The sequence below is a fragment of the Pinisolibacter aquiterrae genome, assembly GCF_019160155.1.
Taxonomy (GTDB): Bacteria; Pseudomonadota; Alphaproteobacteria; order Rhizobiales; family Ancalomicrobiaceae; genus Pinisolibacter; species Pinisolibacter aquiterrae.
In genome coordinates, this window is sequence record NZ_JAFNIH010000025.1 from 23,132 (window position 1) to 40,309 (window position 17,178).

Genomic DNA, 17,178 nt, shown 5'->3' on the forward strand with positions numbered 1-17,178 from the left:
GACCTCTGGCGCAAAATCGAATTGTGAGGAATCGGTTCCCATGGCGAAGATTCACCCTTCCGCGATCGTCGAGGACGGCGCGGTGCTCGGCGCCGACGTGGTCGTCGGCCCCTTCTGCGTGGTCGGCCCCGAGGTGGTGCTCGGCGACGGAGTCGAGCTGGTGAGCCACGTCACCGTCGCCGGCAAGACCGAGCTCGGCGAAGGCTGCAAGATCTATCCCTTCGCCTCGGTCGGTCATCCGCCACAGGATCTGAAGTACCACGGCGAACTGAGCCGGCTGGTGATCGGCGCGCACACCACCATCCGCGAGCAGGTGACGATCAATCCCGGCACCGAGGGCGGCGGCATGCTGACCACCGTCGGCGACCATTGCCTGCTGATGGTCGGCGCCCACGTCGCCCACGACTGCCGCATCGGCAATCACGTCATCCTGGTCAACAACGCCACCGTCGCCGGCCATGTGGTGATCGGCGATCACGCCATCCTCGGCGGCCTGTCGGCGGTGCATCAGTTCGTGCGCATCGGCCCGCACGCCTTCCTCGGCGGCCTCTCCGGCCTCGAGAACGACCTCATCCCCTACGGCTCGGCGATCGGCGATCGCGCCCGCCTCGGCGGCCTCAACATCGTCGGCCTGAAGCGGCGCGGCTTCGAGCGCGACCGGATCCACAAGCTGCGCGCAGCCTATCGCATGCTCTTCTCCGAGGAGGGGACGCTGCTCGAGCGCGTCGAGGACGTCGCCGCGATGTTCGCCGACGAACCTCTGGTGGCCGAGGTGGTCGGCTTCATCCGCGAGGGTGGCGACCGCCGCATCTGCATGCCGCGCGGCGGCCGCGAGGCGTGAGGTGACCATGCCCGCCGCCACCGGCTCGAGGAGCGACGCGGAAGGACCGCTGGTCATCCTGGCCGGCGGCGGACGCCTGCCGCTCCTGGTCGCCGAGGGCGCGGCGGCGCGCGGACGCCGGGTCACCATCGCCGGCATTCTCGGCGAGGCCGATCCGGCGATCGAGGCCCATGACCACGTCTGGATCGGGCGCGGCCATCTCTCCCGCCTCATCCGTCTCGCCCGCGCGCGCGGCGCCCGCGATCTGGTGATCATCGGGGGCATGAAGGAGCGGCGGATGCCCCGTCTCTCCGAATTCGATCTCGCCGATCTCTTCGAGCTGATCCGCAACTGGCGCCTCCTCACCCATGGCGAGGACGGCATCCTGCGCCGCCTCGCGCGCCTGTTCGAGGCGCGCGGCCTGCGCGTCGTCGGCGCCGGCGAGGTCGTGCCGGATCTCTTGATGCCGGCCGGGCCGCTCGGGGTCGCGCGGCCGAGCGAGGCCCACCTCCAGACCATCGCCTTCGGCGCCGGCGCCGCGCGTGGCCACGGCCTCGGCGACGTCGGCCAGGGGGTCATCGTCACCGGACGCACCGTCGTGCTGAAGGAAGGGTTCGCCGGCACCGACGCGATGATCGACGCCTTTTCGAAGATGCCCTGCGCCCGCGAGAAGCGGGGCATCCTGGTGAAGTGCCCGAAGCCGATCCAGGATCCGCGCCTCGATCAGCCGGTGATCGGCGCCGAGACCGTCCGGGCCGCGGCCGAGGCCGGACTCGAGGGCGTGGCGGTGGAGGCCGGCGCGACGTTGGTCGCCGATCGTGAGGCGCTGATCCGCCTCGCCGATGCCGCCGGCCTCTTCGTCTGGGGCTTCACCGACGAAGCCGCGCCGATCGCGCGCGGGGAGGGGGCATGACCCCACCCGCGCCCACCACCGACGCGCCCGTCGACGTCTTCCTGGTCGCCGGCGAACCCTCCGGCGACATCCTCGGCGCGCATCTGATGGAGGGCCTGCGCGGCGCCCTCGGCGCGCGGGTCCGCTTCGCCGGCGTCGGCGGCACGGCGATGGCGGCGGAAGGGCTCGCGAGCCTCTTTCCCATCACCGACATCGCGGTGATGGGCATCGGCCCGGTGCTGCGCCGTCTGCCGCTGATCTTGCGCCGCATCCGCGAGACCGCCGAAGCCGCGATCGCCGCCCGGCCGGACGTGCTGGTGCTGATCGACAGCCCCGACTTCTGCCACCGCGTCGCCGCGCGCGTGCGCAAGGCCCGCCCCGGCCAGAAGATCGTCCTCTACGTCTCGCCGACCGTGTGGATCTGGCGGCCGGGCCGGGCGCGGAAGATCGCCCGCTTCACCGATCGCCTGTTGGCGCTGCTGCCGTTCGAGCCCGCCGCCCACCGCGTCCTCGGCGGCCCGCCGACCGCCTATGTCGGCCACCCCTTCATCGAGAAGGTCGACGAGGTGCGGATGCCCGGAGGCCGCCGCCTGCCGGCGCCGGGCGAGCGGTCGCTGCGCCTCCTGGTGCTCCCCGGCAGCCGCCGCTCCGAGGTGACGCGGTTGATGGGCCTCTTCGGCGAGGTCCTGACCCTGCTCCGCGACGAGATCGGCCCGTTCGAGATCCTCTTGCCGGCGGTCGATCACGTCCGCGCCGAGATCGAGGCGCGGAGCGCCGACTGGCCGGTGAAGCCGACCCTGCTCTCGGGAACGGCGGCGAAATACCGTGCCTTCCGCGAGGCCGACGCGGCGCTCGCCGCCTCCGGCACGGTGACGCTCGAGCTGGCGCTCGCCGGCGTGCCGCTGGTCTCGACCTATCGGCTCGATTGGATCGGCCGCATCGTCAAGCATTTCCTCGAGGTGCCGGAGCCGGTCCGGCCGATCACCAAGGTCCGCTCGGCGCTGCTGCCCAATCTGGTGCTCGGCGAGATGGTGGTGCCGGAATTCATCGACGAGACCTGCGTGCCCGCGACGATCGCCGAGACGCTCGCCGCCCTCCTGGTCGAGAGCCCCGCCCGCGCCCGCCAGATCGACGCCTTCGCCCGGATCGAGACGATCATGCGCCAGGGCCTCGACGAGACCCCCGGCGCCACCGCGACGCGGATCGTGCTGGACCTGCTCGACCGGGCGTGACGAGGCCTTCCGCCCTACCGAAGTCTCCCACCGTCGCCGTTCCTCCGCGACTCTCGTGGAGGTCCTTCACCCTGCGGTGCGAGCGCGAGCGAGCTTCGAAGGGCGAAGGACGGGAGACCACCCGTCGGACCGCCTGGCACCGCCCGTCGTGGCTTCGCCCTTCGAGGCCCGGCTGCGCCGGGCACCTCAGGGTGAAGCCTTTCGAACGCCCGGGACGCCCTCGGCCCCCAACGACCCTTCACGCCACCGTTTCGATCGCCGCCCCCGGCGTCGTCGCCCATTCGCTCCACGATCCGTCGTAGAGAGCGAGGCGCTCGCGCGGGGTGCCGAGAACCTCGAGCCCCAGCCACAGGATCGCGGCGGTGACGCCCGAGCCGCAGGAGGTGACGATCGGCCGGTCGAGATCGACGTCCTCGAAGGCCTCCATCAGCCCGTCGTCGTCGGTCAGCGTGCCGTTCTCGATGATGTTCACGGCCGGCACGTTCTTGGCGCCCGGCATGTGGCCGGAGGGAACGCCGGGGCGCGGCTCCGGGCCGACGCCGAGGAAGCGGTCGGCCGGGCGGGCATCGACCACCGTCGCCGTCCCCTCCGCGAGCACCCCGACCACGTCGTGCAGGCCCACGACGCGCGCCGCATCGAGCTTGGCGTGGAACCGCGCCGGCACCGGCGCGACCGGCGCCCCGGTCTCGACCGGACGCCCCTCGGCGAGCCACTTGGGCATGCCGCCGTCGAGGATCTTCACGTCGCCCGCGCCGAAGAGGCGGAAGGTCCACCAGACGCGCGGCGCCGAGAGGAGGCCGGCGCCGTCGTAGACGACGATGGCGTCGCTCTCGCGGATGCCCATGGCGCCGATCGTCGCCGCGAAGACCTCGGCCGTCGGCAGCATGTGCGGCAGCGGCGAGGCCGTGTCGGCGACCGCGTCGACGTCGAAGCGCACCGCCCCGGGGATCCGCCGTTCGGCATATTCCGCGGCCGCGTCGCGTCCCATCGTCGGCAGGAACCACGAGGCGTCGACGATCTTGAGGTCGGGCTCGCCGAGACGCGCGGCGAGGGCTTCGGTGGAGACGAAGAATTTCGAACGGTCGGACATCAGGCCTGAGCCTCCTCGACGAATCGGACACGGACGCGGCGGTTGATCTTGCCCTTCTTCTCGACCTTGGCGATCTCGAAGCGGCCGATCTCCCCGGTCGAGCGCACATGGGTGCCGCCGCAGGGCTGGAGATCGATCGAGGCGCCGGCCCCGCCGATCCGCACCAGCCGCACCCGGCCCGAGCCGCGCGGCGGCGCCACCGACATGGTCTTCACGAGCTCCGGCTGCGCGTCGAGTTCGGCGTCGGTGATCCACTCGAAGGAGACCGGCGCGTCGGCCGCGACCAGCTCGGCGAGGCGCGCGTTGAGCGCGTCGCGGTCGAGATCGGCCTCGGGAATGTCGAAGTCGAGCCGGCCCTCGTCCTCGCCGACCGAGCCGCCGGTGACGGCGAAGGGCAGCACCACCGAAAGGAGATGGAGCGCCGTGTGCATCCGCATCAGCTTGTGGCGGCGATCCCAGTCGAGATGGAGCGTCACGGTCGTACCGGGCTCGGGGATCGGCATCTCCTCGCTCGCCACATGGGCGATCACCGTCTTGCCGCCGTCCTCCCAGACGGTCGTGGCGATGCCGGTCTCGGTGCCGTCGGCCCAGATCATCGTGCCGCGATCGCCCGGCTGCCCGCCGCCGGTCGGATAGAAGAGCGTGCGGTCGAGCACGATGCCGCCCTTCTCGCCGTGCCCGACCACCGTCGCGGTCAGGGTGCGGGCGTAGGGGTCGTCGCGGAAGACGAGTTCGGTCGCGGGAAACATGACGCCTCGATTGTCGGTTTCGAAGCGTCCATCCGATCACGACACGGGGGCGAAGGGAACCGCGATTTCGGTCGCGCGGGTGAGCCATGCCGGCACCGGCAGGCCCTTCTCGGCGAGAAAGACCGGGTTCCACAGCTTCGATTGATAGCGCGCCCCATGGTCGCAGAGCACCGTCACGATCGTGTGTCCGGGCCCGAGATCCCGCGCCAGACGGATCGCCCCGGCGACGTTGACGCCCGAGGATCCCCCCAGCACCAGCCCCTCGTGCTCGGCGAGGTCGAAGAGCTGCCCGAGCGCCTCCGCGTCGGAGATCCGATAGGCGCGATCGATCGGCGCCCCCTCGAGGTTCGCGGTGATACGGCCCTGGCCGATGCCCTCGGTGATCGACGAGCCCTCCGCCTTCAGAACCCCGCTGGTGTAGTAGTCGTAGAGCGCGGCCCCGTGCGGGTCGGCGAGGGCGATGGTGACGGCCGGGTTCTCCGCCTTGAGGCCGATCCCGACCCCGGCGAGCGTGCCGCCCGAGCCGACCGCGGCGACGAACCCGTCGACGCGGCCGCCGGTCTGCGCCCAGATCTCCCTGGCGGTGCCGTCGATATGGGCCTGCCGATTGGCGACATTGTCGAACTGATTGGCCCAGACCGCGCCGTTCGGCTCGGTCCTCGCCAGCTCCTCGGCGAGGCGGCCGGAGAGACGGACGTAGTTGTTCGGATTCTTGTAGGGCGCGGCCGGCACCTCGACGAGATGGGCGCCTGCGAGCCGCAGCGCGTCCTTCTTCTCCTGCGACTGGGTCTCGGGAATGACGATGACCGTCCGGTAGCCGAGCGCCGAGGCGACGAGCGCCAGCCCGATGCCGGTGTTGCCGGCGGTGCCCTCGACGATCGTGCCACCCGGTCGGAGCGCGCCGCGCGCCACCGCGTCGCGGACGATCCACAGCGCCGCCCGGTCCTTGACCGACTGTCCGGGGTTCATGAACTCGGCCTTGCCGAGGATCTCGCAGCCGGTCGCCGCCGACGCGCGGTTCAGCCGGATCAACGGCGTGTCGCCGATCGCTCCGATCACGTCGCGGACCACTCCGGATCGGTTCCAGGTCGCAGCCGTCATCCCGTCTCGTACTCCCTCGCGTGATCGCTCGGGCGCGCCGCCGCGCCCCTCGAGGCAGGGATCATGACGGTTCGCCGCGACGGCGCGAAGGCAACCGATTTTCTAATATTCGCTTCGGCGAGAAAGCCGTTCCACCGGGGGCGCCTCAGGCGCCCTTCGCCCGCGCGGCGTCGGTCTCCGCCTCGCGCTGGCGTGCCTCGATCTCGGCGCGCAGCCGCGCCTGTTCGCTCGGTCCGATCGGGAAGTTCCAGACCAGCCGCACGGCGGCGAGCTTCAGGAGGATCGGCACCACGCAATAGAGGAACACCAGCGTCCAAGTGGCGCGCGGGGTCTGAGGGACCGGCTTGTCCGGGTTCGGCCCGTGCCCCTTGCGCTTGCCGGCGGTCGCGTGCGGCCGATCGATGCCCGGAGGCGTCACGGTCGCGCCCTCGGCGGGCGCGTGGGTCACCACGTGGATCTCGGCCTTCGACAGGCCGTCGACCCCGTGTCCGCCCTTGTCGTAGCCGACGGCGCCGAGCAGCACGAAGCCGATGCCGAGCGCGATCGACAGCGCGATCTTGTTGGCGAGCGCCCAGGAGGCGAAATAGAAGCCGGTGTGCTGCTCGCCGGTGCGGGCGGTGTCGACGTCGATCACGTCGGCCTGCATCGACACCGGCAGCATGAGATCGGCGCCGACCGACATGCCGGCGAGCATCATGATCACGCCGAAGGCATAGACCGAATAGTCGCCGAGCCATTCGTGGCCGACGAAGGGCGACCACATGAAGCCGGTGCAGGCGACCAGCATCGCCCAGCTCCAGGCCCGATGCTTGGACGTGCGCTTCGAGAGCCACAGCCACAGCGGTGTCGAGATCACCCCGAAGAGGAAATAGAGCAGCAGGAAGAGCCGCTGCGTCTCCTCGTTGCCGTGGACGTAGTCGCGCACGAAATAGAGGAGCAGCGTGGCCGGAACGCCGTTGCCCATGTTGGCGAGGGCGTAGGCGCCGAGCAGGCGGACGAAATGCTCGTTCTTCAAAAGCCCCTTGAGGCCCTGGAGGAAGTTGAGATGGGTCCGCGCGACGTGCTTGGGCTCCGGCACCATGACCACGGTCAGCACGACGAAGATCGGCAGACTGACCGCCACCAGGACCGACAGCGCGATCAGCACCGGCGTGTCGCCGTGATAGCCGAGCATCGACAGCACGAAGGGCAGGCCGGTCGCCACCAGCGTGCCGATCACCGCCAGCACCTCGCGCGCCGCGAAGATGCGGTTGCGGCCGAAATAGCTGGTCGAGACCTCGGCGCCCCAAGAGAGATGCGACAGCGACAGCGCGGTGTAGCCGACCGACAGCATCATCGACCAGACGAAGAACCACCCCGCCCAGAACCACGTCGCGTCGGTCGAGACCGCCGGGAACGGGTTGAAGACGAAGAGCGCGCCGACCGTGGTGGGGATCGCGGCGAGGGCGAACCAGGTCCGGCGGCGGCCCCAGCGCGGGCTGGTGTGGTCGGCGTAATAGCCGATGAACGGATCGAGGAAGGCGTCGATCAGACGGACGACCGTGATGATCGCGCCGACCGCGATGAAGGAGAGGCCGATGTTCTCGGCGTAGAACTTCGGAACCAGAATGACGAAGGGCAGCTGAAACGCGGCGACCGGGAGGGCGGGAAGGGCGAAGGCGAGGAGACGACTCGGTCCAAGTTCCGACGGACCGGCTTCGGCCGTCGTGCGCGCAGGGGTTTCGGACATGGTCAGGGGGGCTCTCGCTCGCTTTCCGATCGCCGACGCGCGGGGACGACGCCCCCGAGCCGCGGCTCGGGCACGTCATTGCGCCGGACGGTTCTTACTGCCGTCAGACTTGCCCCATGGGGACCGCCGATGTCAATCGATCCGCGCCCTTCTCGGCGCTCGCGAACGCACGAGGCCCGCCGCCCGGCTCACCCCGAGGCGGTCGCGGCGAAGGCGGCGAGGGCGCGTTCCCGCGCGGCCGCGTGGTCGACGATCGGCCGCGGCCAGGTCTCGCCGAGCCGCACCCCGGCCGCGGCGAGGACCGCCGGCGGGGCCGCCCACGGCCGATGGATCGCCGGACCCGAGAGGCGGGCGAGCTCCGGCACGAAGCGCCGCACGTAGCTCCCCTCGGGATCGAAGGTCTCGGCCTGGGTCACCGGATTGAAGATCCGGAAATAGGGCGCGGCATCGGCCCCCGACCCCGCCACCCACTGCCAGGAGGCCGGATTGTTGGCGGGACAGGCGTCGACCAGCGTGTCCCAGAACCACGCCTCGCCCTCGCGCCAATCGATCAGCCCATGCTTGACCAGGAAGGAGGCGGCGACCATCCGCACGCGATTGTGCATGGTGCCGGTCTCCCAGAGTTCGCGCATGCCGGCGTCGACCAGCGGATAGCCGGTCCGTCCCGCCCGCCACGCCGCGACGAAGGCGGGATCCGCCCGCCAGGGAAAGGCATCGAACCGGGGCTGAACGTTGCGCCGATGAAGCTCGGGGAGATGAAAAAGCAGGTGATGTGAGAACTCGCGCCATCCGAGTTCCGCGCGAAACTTGTCGAGCGCCGCCGTCTCCGGCCCGCCCTCGCGCGCGCCGGCTTCCGCGACCGCCGCCCAGACCTGAAAGGGCGAGATCTCGCCGAAGCGCAGATGCGCCGAGAGACGCGAGGTGACCTCGAGGTCGGGACGATCGCGATCCCGATCATAGGAATATATTCCTCGTCCCAGAAACGCCGCGAGGCGCTCTCCGGCGCCGATCTCGCCCGGCGTCCAGCTCCGCGCGAGCCCGCCCGACCAGTCGGGCGCCGTCGGCCTGAGCCGCCAGTCGGCGAGATCGTCGCCGTCGATCACCACCGTCGGCGCCGGCAGACGCGCGGGGGCGGGGAGGGGCGCGCGCGGCGCCGGCCCGGCGAGAAACGCCCGCCAGAACGGCGTGAAGACGCGGAACGGGCCGCCGCTCTTGGTGAGGAGACGATGCGGTTCGTGGAGCAGGTTCGCGTGAAAGCTCGTCACCGTCTCGCCCCGCGCCCGGATCTCGGTCTTGAGCGCCGCGTCGATCGCCCGTTCCGGCCCGCCGACGCGCCGGTTCCAGAAGATCGTGTCGGCGCCGCTCTCCGCCATGACCGCCGGCACGACGATCTCCGCCGGTCCGCGCCGCAGCACCAGCCGGCCCCCGCGCGCCGCGATGTTCTCGGCGAGCGCGGCGAGGGAGTGGTGCAGCCACCAGCGCGCCGCCGCTCCGAGCGGGCGCAGGCCCGGCGAGACCTCGTCGAGGACATGGAGGAGGACGATCGGGCGCCCCGACCGCGCCGCCGCGTCGAGGGCGGGATTGTCGGCGAGCCTGAGGTCGTCGCGCAGCCAGACGAGAACGGGAGCAGTGGACATGCGAAACCTCTCAGGGCGGATCGAGTCGGCGAACAACGTCCATGAAATATCGCGTGTCTCCGCCCGGTCCACCGCACAACGTCGGCGCGGACACGACGACGGGCGAAGACCGAATGGGACTTCCGTCGAATCCCACCCTGTAATTCGCGACGAAGTTCGAAGAGGAATACCTGCCATTAATCGCCCGGTAACGGAGATTGAGACAACACTGAAATCAATGAAAAACCAAGCACGTCGTGGGGAGTCGCATGTTCCATTTCGGATCCAGATCCGCCCGCCGGTCGGCCCGACGTCAACCCGAGACCGAACCCGAGGTCGTGGGTGAGCCGATCGTGGAAGAGAAGGCGGCGGAGACCCCGCATGTTTCCACCCGCGAAGTCGTCGAACTCCTCGAGGCCGATCTGAAGCGCGCCGAGAAGCGGATGGCCGTGACCGGCAGCCAGACCCGCGACCGCGCCGCCGAGGCGGTCGCCATCATCGACGATCTGCGCCGCGACACCGAACATCTCGCCGAACAGACCGGCACCGCCAAGCGCAACATCGAGGCCCTCGCCGAGGGCTTCCACGAGTTGCACCAGACCGCCGAGGAGATCGGCCGCCGCGCCGAGACCTCTCAGCGTCTGGTCGACGACGCCGTCGGCGTCGCCAAGGTCGCCTCCGATTCGGTCGCCGAGCTGAAGATGGCCATCGAACAGATCCAGGCGGTCGTCTCCCTGATCGCCGACGTCGCCGGCCAGACCAATCTCCTCGCGCTCAACGCCACCATCGAGGCCGCCCGCGCCGGCGCCGCCGGGCGCGGCTTCGCCGTCGTCGCCAACGAGGTCAAGGCGCTCTCGGTGGAGACGCAGAAGGCGACCACCGAGATCGGCGCCACCATCGGCCGCCTGCGCTCCACGGCCGAAGCCAACATCGCCGCCGTCGACCGCATCGTCGGGCTGGTCGGCGAGATCGGTCCCGTCTTCGGCGAGGTGACCCAATCGGTCCAGATGCAGATTGGAACGACCGCCGAGATCGGCAGGACCGCCGGCGACACCGCCCGCTTCGCCGAAGAGGTGGCCGAGCGGGCCAACGCCATGAGCCGTGGCATGGACCGCGCCGCCGACCTCGGCCGCGAGGTCGAAGCCGCGACGCGGACCATGAACGGCTCCGTCGCCGACATGACCCGCCAGTTGGTCACCGTTCTGCGCCAGACCCCGGAAGCCGACCGCCGCCGCCACGACCGCTGGCCGGTGGGCCTGCGCGGCGACCTGCGGATCGGCTCCACTCAGATTCCCGTCCACACCATCGATCTCTCGCTCGGCGGCGCCCTGGTGGCGCCCGATCGCGAGGCCGGCATCCCCGACGGCGCCCGCATCGAGCTGGACATCGTCGGTCTCTGCCGCGTCGCCGCGACCGTGGTCGGCCACAGCGCCCATGGTCTCCACGTCCGCTTCGCCGAGGGCGATCAGGCGGCGGAAGCCAAGATCCGCGCCAAGATCGCCGAGCTCGACGCCGACTACCGGCCGATGATCCAACGCGCCCAGCGCGCCGCCGAACGCATCGTCGGCGTGATCGAAAAGGCCGTCACCTCCGGCGAACTCTCGACGAGCGCGCTCTTCGACACCGACTACCGCCCGATCGAGGGCAGCGCCCCGATCCAGTTCGAGACCCGCGCGCTCACCGCCCTCGAACGCATCCTGCCGCCGGTCCAGGAGGAGATCCTGATCGAGGACACCCGCATGTCCTTCTGCGCCGTCGTCGACATCAACGGCTGGCTGCCGGTCCACAACAAGATCTATTCGCAGCCGCAGCGCCGGGGCGAACTCGCCTGGAACACCGCCAACAGCCGCAATCGCCGCATCTACGACGATCGAACCGGCCTTCTGGCGGCGCGCAACACGCGTCCCTTCCTGGTCCAGAGCTACATGCGCGACCTCGGCGCCGGCAACATCGTCGCCATGAAGGAGGTCGACATCCCCCTGATGATCTCCGGCCGCCACTGGGGCGGCTTCCGCACCGCCTACAAGATGTGACCTCCACGCATATGGCGAGGTCCGGAAGGCGTCGGGCGACCGGCGCCTTCTTCGTCTCCGCGCCCCGGCCGACCGCGTCCCGCGCCCATTCGAGACGAGTGAGGATATTTACTTTTAGGGAAAAGCCCATACGATTACGTCAACGACAACCCCAGGGAGGGACGAAACGATGACGTACAAGGTTTGGGCCGCGGCGATGGGTGTGCTTCTTCTGGCGGCGGGCAGCGCGTCCGCCGGTGAGGCGACCGGCGTCTGGATGCGCTCGAGCGGCACCTCGAAGATTCGCATCGACAAGTGCGGCGCGGCCCTGTGCGGCACGGTCGTCTGGGAGAAGTCGCCGCGCAAGGACATCTACAATCCCGACGCCGCCAAGCGCGACGAGCCGATCACCGGCCGTCGCATTCTGCTCGGCATGAAGCCGTCGGGTGAGGACAAGTGGAAGGGCGAAGTCTACAACGCCGAGGACGGCAAGACCTACACCGGCTACATCACGCTCACCGCGCCCGACCAGTTGAAGCTCCAGGGCTGCGTGCTCGGCGGATTGATCTGCAAGAGCGACACCTGGTCTCGCGCGCGCTGACCGGCCCCACGCCGGCGGCGCGAGATCGCGCGGCGGTGGCTCACTCCTCCGTCGCCGGTCCCTCTTGGGGCTCGAGATAGAGCACCGCGTGTTTGGGGCGATTGAAGTAGGCGGGGCTCTCCTCCTGCGCGATCGCCCATTCGATCCGCGCCACGACGTAGCGCGACGCGCGCACCCGTCCGTAGTTGGTCAGCAGGATGCTCTCGCCGACGCGGGGCATGTATTCGGGAGCCTTGGCGAGCGTCCGTTTGCCCGCCACCTCGATATAGTAGTCCGTAGCCATCCGATCGGTCTTTCTCGTTCGTTCGCCACACGCGCGAGAAACCGCCCTCGTCGAGCCGGCGACTCGCGCGCGCGGCAAGAGGTTACCGTGCCGGGGGGCGGAACCGCCATGCGGCCGATCGACTCTCCGCGAGGAAAGACGGCCTCCCGTCGCCGGGAGGCCGCCGCGCTTTCGGTGAGGACGAAGAGCCGCCGTTGCGATCGAACGCGACGCGCGGCGGCGTCACCCGTCGCTCATTGGCCGGCGGCCTTGAGGCGCTTGTTGCAGTCGCTCCAATACTGCGGCCACTTCTGCCCGGCCTTGATCTTGCCGGCTTCCTTGGCGGCGGTCCATTCGGCGCCGCACTTCTTGATGCGCTCGCGCGCGGCCTGCTGGCCCGGGGTCAGCGGCTTCTCGCCGGCGGTGGCGGCGGGGGTCGCGGGCGTCGCCGGCTTGGCGGCGGTCGTCGCGGCCGGCTTCGCCGGCTCCGGCGGGGTCGCCTCGTCGTCGGCCTCGGCCTTCTTGGCCTTGCGGCACTCGGCGAGGAAGCTCTTCCAGTCCTGCCCCGGCTTGACCTTCTTGTCGGTCTTGAGCTGCTGCCACTCGGCGCCGCACGCCTTCATCACGTCGGCCTGAGCGTTGGCGGAGGCGACGCCGAGAAGCACGGCGGCCGCGAAGAACACGGAACCAATTCCAAAGGACCGACGGACCATAACGGCCTCCCCCTAGACACTTCCCGCCGACGACACTTCCCGCGAGGTCGCGGGGCCCCTCTCGCATCGGCGCGCGAGAGGTCGTGACGGGTCGCAGTCTTCACGAATTCGTTCGAATTTTCCAGACCGCCCCCGCGGATTCCCGTCGGCCCGAGACGAAGGTAAGAGGACGTTCGTCGTATTCGCCCGATCGACATGCCCCAGAGCAGGGGAGACACGAATCCGGCCGCCCGAAGGCGGCCGGAGAGAGGTCGAGAGGCGACGGGGAAGGGGCCGAATCGCGTCAGCTCGCGAGACCGGCCACCAGCATGTATTTCTTCTCGAGGAACTCCTCGATGCCGTGGTGCGAACCCTCGCGCGTGTTGCCGCTCTCCTTGATGCCGCCGAAGGGCGCCAGTTCCGAGGAGAGAATGCCGGAGTTGATGCCGACCATGCCGTATTCGAGCGCTTCGCCGACCCGGAACACCCGGCCGACGTCGCGCGTGTAGACGTAGGCCGCCAGACCGAACTCGGTGGCGTTGGCGGCGGCGATCGCCTGATCTTCGGTCTCGAAGCGGAAGACCGGCGCGAGCGGGCCGAAAGTCTCCTCGCGCGCCACCGCCATGTCGGCGGTGACACCGGAGACGACCGTCGGCTCGAAGAACGTCCGCCCGAGCGCGTGGCGCTTGCCGCCGGTGGTCACCGAGGCGCCCTTGGCCGTGGCGTCGGCGAGATGGCGTTCGACCTTGGCGACCGCCTCCTCGTTGATGAGCGGCCCCTGGACGACGCCCGGCTCGGTGCCGACGCCGACCCGGAGCGCGGCGACCGCCTGCGACAGCTTGGCGACGAAGGCGTCGTAGACGCCGGCCTGGGCGTAGATCCGGTTGGCGCAGACGCAGGTCTGCCCGGCGTTGCGGAACTTGGCGATCATCGCCCCGTCCACCGCCGCGTCGACGTCGGCGTCGTCGAAGACGAGGAAGGGCGCGTTGCCGCCGAGTTCGAGCGCGACCTTCTTCACCGTCCCGGCCGACTGGCGCATCAGGAGCTTGCCGACCTCGGTCGACCCGGTGAAGCCGACGACGCGCACCGCCGGATGCGAGGTGAGAACGCCGCCGATCGCCGGAGCATCGCCGGTGATCACGTTGAAGACGCCCTTGGGGATCCCGGCCCGTTCGGCGAGCACCGCAAGCGCCGTCGCCGACAACGGCGTCTCCGGCGCCGGCTTGATCACCACGGTGCAGCCGGCGGCGAGCGCCGGGGCGACCTTGCGGGTGATCATCGCCGAGGGGAAGTTCCACGGCGTGATCGCCGCCACCACGCCGATCGGCTGGCGCAGCACCAGGACACGGGCGTCGAGCCGATGGCTCGGCAGCGTCTCGCCACGGACGCGCTTGGCCTCCTCGGCGTAGAACTCGACGTAGGAGGCGCCGTAGTCGACCTCGCCGAGGGCCTCGCCGAGCGGCTTGCCCTGTTCGGCGGTGAGGATCCGCGCGAGATCGTCGCGGTTCTCGGTGATGAGGTCGAACCACTTGCGCAGGATCTTCGAGCGCGCCTTGGCGAGCATCGTCGACCACGCCGGGAAGGCGGCGGCGGCGGCCTCGACCGCCCGCGTCGCCTCCGCCGCGCCGAAACGCGGCACCTTGGCGAGGAGCGCGCCGGTGGCGGGATCCTCGACCGCGTCGACACCCTCGCCGAGGAAGGCGCCGTCGATGTAGTTGCGGCCCTCGAGCAGGCTCGGGTCACGAAGGCTCGCGGCGAGCGTCTTTTCGATCGTCATGATGGTCATCGTTCACCCCCGCGCCGCGACGAGCGCGGCCTCCAGCGCCTTCAGGCCGTCTTCGAGAACCGCGTCCGATACGGTCAGCGGCACGAGAATGCGGATCACGTTGCCGTAGACGCCGCAGGAGAGCAGCACCAGCCCGGCCTCGAGCGCCGCCGTCGTCACCCGCTTGGTGGCCTCCGCGTCGGGCTCGTAGGCGCCGTGCGACTTGACGATGTCGAAGCCGATCATCGCCCCGTTGCCACGGATCGCCGTGATCGGAACCATGTCGTTGCGGGTCGTGAAGCTCTCGAGCCGCCCCTTGATCGCGGCGCCGATCGTGTCGGCGCGCGCGAGGAGCTTCTCCTCCTCGATCACGTCGAGGACGGCGAGCGCGGCCGCGCAGGCGATCGGGCTGCCGCCGTAGGTGCCGCCGAGGCCGCCGGCCTCCGGCGCGTCCATGATGTGGGCGCGGCCGAGCACGCCCGAGATCGGGAAACCGCCGCCGAGCGACTTCGCCATGGTCACGAGATCCGGCTCGACGCCGGTGTGTTCCATCGCGAAGAGCTTGCCGGTGCGTCCGAACCCGGTCTGCACCTCGTCGGCGACCAGCACGATGCCGTGTTCGTCGCAGATCGCGCGCAGCGCCTGGAACAGCTCCTTCGGCGTCTCGTAGAAGCCGCCTTCGCCCTGGACCGGCTCGACCACGATCGCCGCCACCCGCTCCGGCTCGACGTCGGCGCGGAAGAGGAACTGGAGCGCCTGCAGCGACTGCTCGACGCTGACGCCGTGCAGCGGGTTGGGGAAGGGCAGGTGCCACACCTCGGCCGGCATCGGACCGAACTTCTTCTTGTAGGGCGCCACCTTGCCGGTCATCGCCATGGTCAGCATGGTGCGGCCGTGGAAGGCGCCGGTGAAGGTGATGACGCCGGTGCGTCCGGTATGCGCGCGGGCGATCTTCACCGCGTTCTCGAGCGCCTCGCCGCCGGTCGTGAAGAAGATCGTCTTGGCCGGGCCGGAGAAGGGCGCGCGCGCGTTGATCTTCTCGGCGAGCTCCACGTAGCTCTCGTAGGCGTTGACCTGGAAGGCGGTGTGGGTGAACCGCTTCAGCTGCGCCTCGACCGCCGCCATCACCTTGGGGTGACGATGGCCGGTGTTGAGCACCGCGATGCCGCCGGCGAAGTCGACGTAGCGCTTGCCCTCGACGTCCCAGATCTCGGCGTTCTCGGCGCGGTCGGCGAAGACCGGGGTCGCGGTGGCGACGCCGCGCGGCACGGCGGCTGAACGGCGGGCGAGGAGATCGGCATTGCTGGTCATGGAACGGTGCCCTGTCTCGAAGACGATGACGAAGAAGCCTGATGCTGCACCGCTTTTTCACGCCGCACGAGTGGCTTTCTTTTCACCGCAGTGGTGATATCCAGTCACCACGAGAGGCGAGGAGAAAGACCGCCGTGGCGAGACCGACGAAGGCGAAGGGCGCATCGAAACGGGAGGCGGGCGAGGCCGACGAGCGCGGCGGTCGCGACGCCCTGCCGCCGCTCGCGGCGCTCAGGGCCTTCGAGGCGGTCGTCAGGGCCGGCTCGATGCGTCGGGCCGCGCTCGAGCTCCGGGTCGGCCACGCCGTCTTGTCGCGCCAGGTCCGCCGGCTCGAGGAGTGGTTCGGCCAGCGCCTGCTCGAGACCGGCCCGCGCGGCGTCTCCCCGACCGAGGACGGCGCCCGCCTCGCCGCGACGCTGACCGACGCCTTCGACCGCATCGCCGCCACCGTCGCCGATCTCGGCCCGACCCGGGGCCGGCGCCTGCTCAGGCTGTGGTGCGTCCCCGGTCTCGCCTCGCGCTGGCTGACGCCCCGTCTCGCCGACCTGCAGGCGGCGCTGCCCGACGTCGAGATCGTCCTGCGCGCCACCACCGAGCCGGCCGATTTCGCCCGCAACGACGCCGACGCGGTGATCGTCTTCGGCGAGACACGTCCGGCGAAGGGCAGGGCGGAGCGGCTCGAGCCCACCCGGCTCTTCCCCGTCGCCGCGCCCTCGCTCCTGGCGAAACTCGGGCCGCCGGTCGACCTCGCCGACATCCCCCGCCTCGGCCTCCTGCACGAGGAGAGCCGCGAGCAGTGGCGGCGCTGGTTCGCCGCCGTCGGCGTCGCCCGCCCGGGCCTCGACGGGCCGCGCCTCTGGTACGCCTCCTCGGCGGTCGACGCGGCGGTGGCGGGGCAGGGCGTGGCGCTCGCCACCCGGCTCCAGGCCGCCGACGACCTCGAGGCCGGGCGTCTCGTCGAACTGCCGGCGGAGGAGGTCCATCTCGGCGATTATTGGTTCGTCGTCGCCGAGGATCGCGCCGGCGATCCGCTCCTGGCGCGCCTGGGCGCCTGGCTCGCCCGCGCCGTCGCCGCCACCTGAAAGGAGGCCGCGAAGCGCCTCCGGTCGCCGTCGTGCGACCGTGAGGTCCGGAACCGAGCCGCGACGCCGCGCACCCCCTCATCCGCCCTTCGGGCACCGTCTCCCGCCAGGAGAGAAGGGAAGGGCGCGTTCGACGCCTCGCGCCTCGAATGCATGATGACGAAACGTCCGGCCGCCTCCCGAGGCGTCACCCCGAGGAGAGATCCCCATGCCGTCGATCCGCG

15 protein-coding genes are annotated in these 17,178 nt (G+C 70.5%); 6 read left to right on the forward strand and 9 right to left on the reverse strand.

All coding sequences use genetic code 11. The features are described 5' to 3' along the window. The first annotated feature begins 40 nt into the window (after window positions 1-40). From lpxA to lpxB, 3 genes are read left to right on the forward strand one after another with little or no spacing between them, the layout of a single operon-like run. Window positions 41-841: an acyl-ACP--UDP-N-acetylglucosamine O-acyltransferase gene (gene lpxA, locus J3S89_RS09610; protein ID WP_217927285.1), complete on the forward strand. Its 801-nt coding sequence runs from the start codon at window positions 41-43 to the stop codon at window positions 839-841. A gap of 7 nt (window positions 842-848) precedes the next feature. Further along, entirely contained in the window at window positions 849-1,733 is an 885-nt protein-coding gene (locus tag J3S89_RS09615; RefSeq protein ID WP_230488982.1) for an LpxI family protein, read from the forward strand. Next, window positions 1,730-2,944 carry a lipid-A-disaccharide synthase gene (gene lpxB / locus J3S89_RS09620; RefSeq protein WP_217927287.1) on the forward strand — a complete coding sequence of 405 codons (1,215 nt, stop codon included), beginning with the start codon at window positions 1,730-1,732 and terminating at the stop codon, window positions 2,942-2,944. Before J3S89_RS09615 ends, lpxB begins: the two co-directional genes overlap by 4 nt. A gap of 238 nt (window positions 2,945-3,182) precedes the next feature. Here lpxB and sseA read toward each other — a convergent pair whose 3' ends face one another. From sseA to J3S89_RS09645, 5 genes are all read right to left on the reverse strand, one after another. After that, the gene (gene sseA / locus J3S89_RS09625; protein WP_217927288.1) at window positions 3,183-4,034 is read right to left on the reverse strand and encodes a 3-mercaptopyruvate sulfurtransferase; all 852 of its coding nucleotides are present in this window, start codon (window positions 4,032-4,034) and stop codon (window positions 3,183-3,185) included. Continuing rightward, entirely contained in the window at window positions 4,034-4,783 is a 750-nt protein-coding gene (locus J3S89_RS09630; protein WP_217927289.1) for an alanyl-tRNA editing protein, read from the reverse strand. Before J3S89_RS09630 ends, sseA begins: the two co-directional genes overlap by 1 nt. A 36-nt stretch (window positions 4,784-4,819) precedes the next feature. After that, window positions 4,820-5,884: a cysteine synthase A gene (locus J3S89_RS09635; protein ID WP_217927290.1), complete on the reverse strand. Its 1,065-nt coding sequence runs from the start codon at window positions 5,882-5,884 to the stop codon at window positions 4,820-4,822. 145 nt (window positions 5,885-6,029) lie between these two features. Next, window positions 6,030-7,613: an MFS transporter gene (locus J3S89_RS09640; RefSeq protein ID WP_217927291.1), complete on the reverse strand. Its 1,584-nt coding sequence runs from the start codon at window positions 7,611-7,613 to the stop codon at window positions 6,030-6,032. Between the two features lie 188 nt (window positions 7,614-7,801). Continuing rightward, window positions 7,802-9,250: a cryptochrome/photolyase family protein gene (locus J3S89_RS09645; RefSeq protein ID WP_217927292.1), complete on the reverse strand. Its 1,449-nt coding sequence runs from the start codon at window positions 9,248-9,250 to the stop codon at window positions 7,802-7,804. A gap of 317 nt (window positions 9,251-9,567) precedes the next feature. On the opposite strand from J3S89_RS09645, the gene J3S89_RS09650 reads away from it, so the two are divergent. After that, on the forward strand, window positions 9,568-11,262 hold the full coding sequence (locus J3S89_RS09650; RefSeq protein WP_217927293.1) for a methyl-accepting chemotaxis protein: 1,695 nt from the start codon (window positions 9,568-9,570) through the stop codon (window positions 11,260-11,262). A gap of 169 nt (window positions 11,263-11,431) precedes the next feature. Then, window positions 11,432-11,842 carry a DUF2147 domain-containing protein gene (locus tag J3S89_RS09655; RefSeq protein ID WP_217927294.1) on the forward strand — a complete coding sequence of 137 codons (411 nt, stop codon included), beginning with the start codon at window positions 11,432-11,434 and terminating at the stop codon, window positions 11,840-11,842. Between the two features lie 40 nt (window positions 11,843-11,882). Here the strand turns inward: J3S89_RS09655 and J3S89_RS09660 are convergent, their stop codons facing one another. From J3S89_RS09660 to gabT, 4 genes are all read right to left on the reverse strand, one after another. Further along, the gene (locus J3S89_RS09660) at window positions 11,883-12,125 is read right to left on the reverse strand and encodes a hypothetical protein (protein ID WP_217927295.1); all 243 of its coding nucleotides are present in this window, start codon (window positions 12,123-12,125) and stop codon (window positions 11,883-11,885) included. 233 nt (window positions 12,126-12,358) lie between these two features. Then, complete coding sequence (locus tag J3S89_RS09665; RefSeq protein ID WP_230488968.1) at window positions 12,359-12,787, reverse strand: hypothetical protein; 429 nt, start codon at window positions 12,785-12,787, stop codon at window positions 12,359-12,361. A gap of 313 nt (window positions 12,788-13,100) precedes the next feature. After that, a complete protein-coding gene (locus J3S89_RS09670; protein WP_420801301.1) occupies window positions 13,101-14,573 on the reverse strand; it encodes an NAD-dependent succinate-semialdehyde dehydrogenase in 1,473 nt (490 codons plus the stop codon). Window positions 14,574-14,585: 12 nt separating this feature from the next. Beyond that, the gene (gabT, locus tag J3S89_RS09675; protein WP_217927298.1) at window positions 14,586-15,872 is read right to left on the reverse strand and encodes a 4-aminobutyrate--2-oxoglutarate transaminase; all 1,287 of its coding nucleotides are present in this window, start codon (window positions 15,870-15,872) and stop codon (window positions 14,586-14,588) included. Window positions 15,873-16,006: 134 nt separating this feature from the next. Between gabT and J3S89_RS09680 the strand changes: the two genes are divergently transcribed. Further along, window positions 16,007-16,954 (forward strand): LysR substrate-binding domain-containing protein, encoded by a 948-nt coding sequence (locus J3S89_RS09680; RefSeq protein WP_230488967.1) that lies wholly within the window; start codon window positions 16,007-16,009, stop codon window positions 16,952-16,954. The last annotated feature ends 224 nt before the right edge of the window (window positions 16,955-17,178 follow it).

Excerpts from the sequence above, each read along its gene's own strand:
- lpxA (WP_217927285.1), top strand. The coding sequence starts at position 41 with ATGGCGAAGATTCACCCTTCCGCGATCGTCGAGGACGGCGCGGTGCTC.
- J3S89_RS09615 (WP_230488982.1), top strand. The coding sequence starts at position 849 with ATGCCCGCCGCCACCGGCTCGAGGAGCGACGCGGAAGGACCGCTGGTC.
- lpxB (WP_217927287.1), top strand. The coding sequence starts at position 1,730 with ATGACCCCACCCGCGCCCACCACCGACGCGCCCGTCGACGTCTTCCTG.
- sseA (WP_217927288.1), bottom strand. The coding sequence starts at position 4,034 with ATGTCCGACCGTTCGAAATTCTTCGTCTCCACCGAAGCCCTCGCCGCG.
- J3S89_RS09630 (WP_217927289.1), bottom strand. The coding sequence starts at position 4,783 with ATGTTTCCCGCGACCGAACTCGTCTTCCGCGACGACCCCTACGCCCGC.
- J3S89_RS09635 (WP_217927290.1), bottom strand. The coding sequence starts at position 5,884 with ATGACGGCTGCGACCTGGAACCGATCCGGAGTGGTCCGCGACGTGATC.
- J3S89_RS09640 (WP_217927291.1), bottom strand. The coding sequence starts at position 7,613 with ATGTCCGAAACCCCTGCGCGCACGACGGCCGAAGCCGGTCCGTCGGAA.
- J3S89_RS09645 (WP_217927292.1), bottom strand. The coding sequence starts at position 9,250 with ATGTCCACTGCTCCCGTTCTCGTCTGGCTGCGCGACGACCTCAGGCTC.
- J3S89_RS09655 (WP_217927294.1), top strand. The coding sequence starts at position 11,432 with ATGACGTACAAGGTTTGGGCCGCGGCGATGGGTGTGCTTCTTCTGGCG.
- J3S89_RS09660 (WP_217927295.1), bottom strand. The coding sequence starts at position 12,125 with ATGGCTACGGACTACTATATCGAGGTGGCGGGCAAACGGACGCTCGCC.
- J3S89_RS09670 (WP_420801301.1), bottom strand. The coding sequence starts at position 14,573 with ATGACGATCGAAAAGACGCTCGCCGCGAGCCTTCGTGACCCGAGCCTG.
- gabT (WP_217927298.1), bottom strand. The coding sequence starts at position 15,872 with ATGACCAGCAATGCCGATCTCCTCGCCCGCCGTTCAGCCGCCGTGCCG.